The organism is Bacillus sp. JJ1764 (assembly GCF_036962145.1).
GTDB lineage: Bacteria > Bacillota > Bacilli > Bacillales > Cytobacillaceae > Neobacillus.
Genome location: NZ_JBALNY010000108.1, coordinates 16,939 through 22,628, shown reverse-complemented (window position 1 = coordinate 22,628; position 5,690 = coordinate 16,939). Strand labels below are relative to the sequence as shown.

General features: G+C 37.6%; 7 protein-coding genes. 1 reads left to right on the top strand and 6 read right to left on the bottom strand.

Translation table 11 applies throughout. The features are described from left to right. From V7083_RS15370 to V7083_RS15355, 4 genes are all read right to left on the bottom strand, one after another. A partial coding sequence (locus tag V7083_RS15370) for an ABC transporter ATP-binding protein/permease (RefSeq protein ID WP_335479334.1) occupies positions 1 to 1,267 on the bottom strand: 1,267 nt, incomplete at its 3' end. Continuing rightward, positions 1,267 to 2,280, bottom strand: coding sequence for a cytochrome d ubiquinol oxidase subunit II (gene cydB / locus V7083_RS15365; RefSeq protein ID WP_335479332.1), 1,014 nt, complete (start codon positions 2,278 to 2,280; stop codon positions 1,267 to 1,269). The genes cydB and V7083_RS15370, both read right to left, overlap by 1 nt. 1 nt (position 2,281) lies before the next feature. Further along, a complete protein-coding gene (locus V7083_RS15360; RefSeq protein ID WP_335479330.1) occupies positions 2,282 to 3,685 on the bottom strand; it encodes a cytochrome ubiquinol oxidase subunit I in 1,404 nt (467 codons plus the stop codon). A 247-nt stretch (positions 3,686 to 3,932) separates the two neighbouring features. After that, positions 3,933 to 4,211 carry a hypothetical protein gene (locus V7083_RS15355; protein ID WP_335479328.1) on the bottom strand — a complete coding sequence of 93 codons (279 nt, stop codon included), beginning with the start codon at positions 4,209 to 4,211 and terminating at the stop codon, positions 3,933 to 3,935. A 263-nt stretch (positions 4,212 to 4,474) separates the two neighbouring features. Between V7083_RS15355 and cspD the strand changes: the two genes are divergently transcribed. After that, the gene (gene cspD / locus V7083_RS15350) at positions 4,475 to 4,675 is read left to right on the top strand and encodes a cold-shock protein CspD (protein ID WP_268337208.1); all 201 of its coding nucleotides are present in this window, start codon (positions 4,475 to 4,477) and stop codon (positions 4,673 to 4,675) included. Between the two features lie 69 nt (positions 4,676 to 4,744). Here cspD and V7083_RS15345 read toward each other — a convergent pair whose 3' ends face one another. Both V7083_RS15345 and V7083_RS15340 read right to left on the bottom strand, forming a co-directional pair. After that, positions 4,745 to 4,912: a zinc-finger domain-containing protein gene (locus V7083_RS15345; protein WP_335479338.1), complete on the bottom strand. Its 168-nt coding sequence runs from the start codon at positions 4,910 to 4,912 to the stop codon at positions 4,745 to 4,747. 39 nt (positions 4,913 to 4,951) lie between these two features. Then, entirely contained in the window at positions 4,952 to 5,608 is a 657-nt protein-coding gene (locus V7083_RS15340; protein ID WP_335479336.1) for a ribonuclease H family protein, read from the bottom strand. Between the last annotated feature and the right edge of the window lie 82 nt (positions 5,609 to 5,690).

Below are 5,690 nucleotides of genomic sequence, written 5' to 3'. Positions count from 1 at the left end.
TGATAGTATCATTGAAAATATAAGGATGTTGTGGAATATAAGTAATTTGATTTTGCCAACTTTCATCAGTGAGCGTGGCTATACTTTGTCCATTTAGCTGAAAATTGCCCAACGAATGTGGAAGAAATCCGCTAAGCAAATCAATAAAGGTTGATTTCCCTGCACCACTCGCCCCGATAATTCCAATTTTTTTTGCTCCAGAAATGGTAAAATTAAGATCTTTTAAGCCAGTCCCCGGATGATCAGGAAATTGATAACAAATACCAGTGGCAGAAAAAGCACTATTGGGCTGCCATGATATTTCGGCTGACTCTTTTGGCGATAATGATGGGTAGCTTAAAATCTCCTTAATCTTAGATTCTGCATTTTTTCCATCAAGGGTTGCATGATAATCAGCCCCCAGTTCTCTTACAGGCAGAAAATATTCAGGGGCCAAAATCAAAATAGTCAAAGCCGATTGCAACCCAATCGAACCATCTATTAGTCCGATCCCCAGAAATACTGCCACGGTAGCAATTGAGAGCATCGTAAAGAAATCTAGAGCAAATGAGGATAAGAATGCAACCTTCAATACAGCCATTGTTGCGCTGCGATACCGTTCGCTTACCAAGGCAATTCGATCAATATGGGCTTTACTTAAACCTAAATATTTTAATGTCTCCACCCCTCTTAAGGAGTCGACGAAATGATTGGATAAAGCTTGATAAGAATCAAATTGTTTATCAGCTTTAGATTTAGCTGCCAACCCAAGAAGAATCATAAAAATAATGAGTATGGGCATTGCCAAAATTAAGACGATAGCTGAACGAAGATTTTCAAATAAGATAAACAGGACTATCGCCATAGGAATAAGCAGCATGTTGATGGACTTGATATAGATGATTTCCAGATAGCGTCGAAACTTCACAATACCTTCCATTACCAAAGTTACAGTTTGGCCAGAACCCTCATTTTTTACAAACCGGGGTCCCAACTGAAATATTTTTTGTAGTAAAGACTTCCGCAAAATTTCTCCCGTACTGGCAGCAAAATGAAAAGCCATTCTCTTTTTCCAGATGGTAATTAGTTGGCGAAGCATGAGTGCCAATAGGAATGCTGCTAAATATTTAATCACATCATGAAATAAATCTCCTCTGAAAAGAGAGGAGATTGCAGCTGACAAGCAATATGCCTGGATTATGATAAATCCACTTTGGAAGGTAGTGAACAAGACCAATTTTGTCATATAGGTTTTTGCGCCTTTGTAAGTGAACATATCTTTATTCATTAGTAAGTTAGATGCTCCTTATCCGTAACGCGTTTACGGAAAATGTAGTAGCTCCAAATCGTGTATCCCAATACAAATGGCAGAATGGTTAACGCTACAATTGTCATGATCTTTAGCGAATAACCTCCGCTGGATGCATTGTACACCGTTAAATCGAAGGCTTTATTAATGGAACTGATCATTACCCGTGGGAATAGACCTGCAAAGATCACACAAACTGTAAACGCTAAGCCCAATCCGGACATCGTAAAGGCCAACGCCTCGCGTTTTTGGGTAATAAACAAATAGGCAAATACATAAGCCAAAACAATAAGAACAACAAGTACTATCTCCGTGATGAGATGCTCATCAAAAATATCCGTCATAAACCATGATAATACCGCGAAAACAGCTAAAGCTCCTAATACAGCCAGTGTCACTTTCTTTGCCAAATGGTTGGCTCTTTGCCTGATTTCTCCATCCGTTTTAAGTGTAAGGAAAAACAGTCCATGCAGAAAGCATAACAGCGTGACAGTCACTCCACCCCAAATGGAGTACAAATTAATAAAATCTGTGAATCCAGCATTCATATTCATATCTTTATGAATTGGCATACCTTTTAGCATACTGGTAAATAATACTCCAAGTAAGAATGGCGGAAGCAGACTGCTAACAAAAATCACCCAATCCCAGGTATTTGTCCACTTCGTATTTTTCACTTTTCTGCGGAACTCAAATGATACTCCACGACCAATAAGGCAAAGCAATACGGCTAACAAAGGGAGATAATAACCACTGAACATCGTAGCATACCAATTTGGAAATGCCGCAAAGATGGCACCCCCTCCAGTCAGCAACCACACTTCATTAGCATCCCAAAATGGTCCAATCGTATTGACCATGACTGTTCGTTCACCTTGACTTCGTGCCAATAAGCGTGTGGACATTCCAACTCCAAAATCAAAACCCTCAAGGAAGAAAAAACCAATAAAGACTACTGCAATCAAAACAAACCATAATTCACTTAATTCCATGTTAAGCACCTACCTTAAATGGGTCAGTTGAAGGTTTAGCGTCTACTGCTTGAAGTACTTCAGGGCCCTTTTTAATTTCACGGATCATTAGATATACCATGACCACCAACAGAATGGTAAATACTAACAAATACATAATAGTAGAGAATAATATCATTCCTGCTGGGACATTCGGCGAAATCGCATCAGCGGTGGTCATCAATCCAAACACTGTCCATGGCTGTCTGCCCATTTCCGTCATCATCCAGCCGGCAGTATTAGCCAAGAACGGAAAAGCGATGGCCGGCAATAAAAACTTTAAGAACAAAGGACTGTTTTCAAGGCGTCCTTTTCTCCAGAGATACATTCCTATAATCGGTAATAGAATCATAGCCACCCCAAAACCAATCATGAATCTAAAGCTCCAATAGGTGGTTTTAACCGGTGGAATATAGTTCGTTCCTTTACCAACCACAGAATCATATTTCGCTGTATATTCTTTTTGCAGGGTTTCCATTCCTTTTAAGCTACCTTCAAATTTGGAATAGGATAAAAAGCTTAAGGCATATGGGATATTAATTTCAAATGAATTTTCTTTATTTTTTGTATCGATAATAGCAAATGCTGACCATGGCGCGGGATCTGCAGTGTCTTTCCAGATTCCTTCTGCAGCAGCCATTTTCATCGGTTGCGTTTTCACAAGATATTGCGCTTGGGTATGTCCGGAAAGTGCTACCCCAATACTGCCGATTAAACCGATGATTAAGGCGATATTCATAGATTTCTTATAAAATAAAATATTTCTTTTCTTTAATAGGTTAAAAGCACTGACTCCAGCTACAAAGAATGCTCCTGTACATAGGGCTCCTGTAATAACATGAGGGAATTCTACCAATAACTGTCCATTAGTAATTAGTGCTAGAAAATCATTCATTTCTGCCCGACCATTATTCATTTTAAATCCAACAGGAACTTGCATAAATGAGTTAGCTGTTAAAATCCAAATAGCAGAAAGAGTGGTTCCCAATGAAACAAGCCAAATACAAGCAAGGTGGAGTTTTTTCGAAAAGCGTTCCCAGCCAAAAATCCAAAGACCGATAAAGGTTGATTCCATGAAGAAAGCTAATAGTGCCTCTATCGCAAGCGGCGCACCAAAGACATCCCCTACAAATCTTGAATAATCCGACCAGTTCATTCCAAATTGGAATTCCTGAATAATTCCTGTGACAACCCCGACAGCAAAGTTAATTAAAAACAAGTGCCCCCAAAACTTTGCCATTTTTTTGTACATTTCGTCTTTTTTGACGACGTACATGGTTTCCATTAATGCGACGATGAGGACAAGCCCAATTGATAGTGGAACAAAGAAGAAATGAAATATGGTTGTCGCTGCAAATTGGAGTCTTGCCAATATAACCGGATCCATCGTTTAACACTCCCTTTTTTAATATTAACATAGTGCAAATAGTATTATGCTCATCATTTCACAATGATGATTAATATTACATATGTGTGAACGAAAACACACATATAATGTGATTTAAATCACTTTAATTATATCAATATTTACCAGTGTTACCATTGTAACTTGTGTCAAATTTGTTACAAATATCACAAAGTAAATAGGACAGCAATCACATTGCTGCCCTTCTTTTTTTAAAAAAATAGGACTATTATCGCGGTTTAACAGATGATTCTTGAGTATACCAATTTTCTTTGGAAACAATATTGGAAACAGTTAAGATAAGTGAAGGTATTCTTTCGACATCAAATACAATGGCACCAATTTTCTTTGAAAACATAATAAAAGCATCTCCATGAGGAAAACCTGTCAGATCTTCTCCAATATGCAGCAATGACATTACTATTTCTTCTCTTTCGTCAGTGTCGATGAGAATCTGTGGTGAGAATCTTAATATCCATTCCTCTCCTTCTATTGAAAATCGATACACTTATCCTCACCTCGGGTAAGAAGTATTTGGTAAATTATACATATGAACAAACTAACTTTTTATGTTAAATAAAATGAAAATAATCCTTTATTAATCGGCTTTTCCTACTGCCTTTTCTTGACTGTTTTTAGGCATTATTGTATATTTAAAGCATCATGTAATCGAATACAATTAGCATCCTGATTGACTTCCAGTTACATGGTAAATATTTTTATCTTTGGACTTAGATAAGGTGTCCTAAAAGGCTTAGGAGGAAGAAGTACATGCAAAACGGCAAAGTTAAATGGTTCAACAATGAAAAAGGCTTTGGATTTATCGAAGTTGAAGGCGGAGACGATGTATTCGTACACTTCAGCGCAATCCAAGGAGATGGCTTTAAGTCATTAGAAGAAGGCCAAGAAGTTTCTTTTGAAATCGTTGAAGGAAACCGTGGACCTCAAGCATCTAACGTAGTTAAACTTTAATTTTTCAACCTTATAATGAAAATGCAAAGGCTGACAATACTGTCAGCCTTTTTAATTTTCCCGGACCTGTTACATAAGTTTGTCACCATATTCCCTGAGCTTTTCTCCAACAGTGCATTGAGAAATGCAGAATCGATGCGCTGTTCTTCGTCCATTTTCATTTTTTAATGTTTTATGAACGAAACAGCCCTCGCAATATTGTGTCATTAACTTTTCAACCTGGCTAAAAAGCTCCATTCTGCTTGTTTGTTTCAATGATCATTGGCACCCCACTTCCTATAAAATTTGTGTTTTTGCAAAGATTTCTTTTCCTTCTAAGGCCTGTGTTGCCAATTTATCCGCCTCTTTGTTTTCATTCCTTGATATTGGAGTATACTTTGGTTTAATTTTCATTGATTTTATTTTTTCTTCAATCCGATCTAGCCAGCGGTTAAGCGTTTCTTCGTAGCAGGGCCAATCTCCTTCAAGCTGCTTTAACACCACCTGAGAGTCACCTTTGAACTCACATGAAAGATGGTGAACACCGAGATCTTCTAAGATTCTTAAGCCATAATAAAAAGCAGCGTATTCCGCCTCGTTATTCGAATCCATCTCATCGAACCGTTCATTGGCGCGAATTCGATATTTCTTTTTCCCTTGCTTAAAGAAAATAACCACTCCAAGACCTGCCTGATTCGTTTGCTTTTGGAATCCCCCATCAAAATATACGGTAATATCCTGAGGTTCCTCTTCCATTTCCGTTAACAGCTTTTTCATTTCTTTTAAAATCCATGATGTACCATTCTCATCATAAAAATACAAATCGGATATTTTACCTGTCTGCTCAAGTTCCTCTCCCATTTGAACAGCGGCATCACCGGAGATCCATTCAGAAGTGCATTGAACTTTATCATTACTTTTTAGTTTATACATCCATTCAAGCCTATATTTCATTTTTTTCAGCCTTTCAGAAAAATTTTTATTTTTAACACTTTTTGAAATTATACTTACAGCTACAATGAAAAATTTATCACAC

Excerpts from the sequence above, each read along its gene's own strand:
- cspD (WP_268337208.1), top strand. The coding sequence starts at position 4,475 with ATGCAAAACGGCAAAGTTAAATGGTTCAACAATGAAAAAGGCTTTGGA.
- V7083_RS15360 (WP_335479330.1), bottom strand. The coding sequence starts at position 3,685 with ATGGATCCGGTTATATTGGCAAGACTCCAATTTGCAGCGACAACCATA.
- V7083_RS15345 (WP_335479338.1), bottom strand. The coding sequence starts at position 4,912 with ATGGAGCTTTTTAGCCAGGTTGAAAAGTTAATGACACAATATTGCGAG.
- V7083_RS15340 (WP_335479336.1), bottom strand. The coding sequence starts at position 5,608 with ATGAAATATAGGCTTGAATGGATGTATAAACTAAAAAGTAATGATAAA.
- cydB (WP_335479332.1), bottom strand. The coding sequence starts at position 2,280 with ATGGAATTAAGTGAATTATGGTTTGTTTTGATTGCAGTAGTCTTTATT.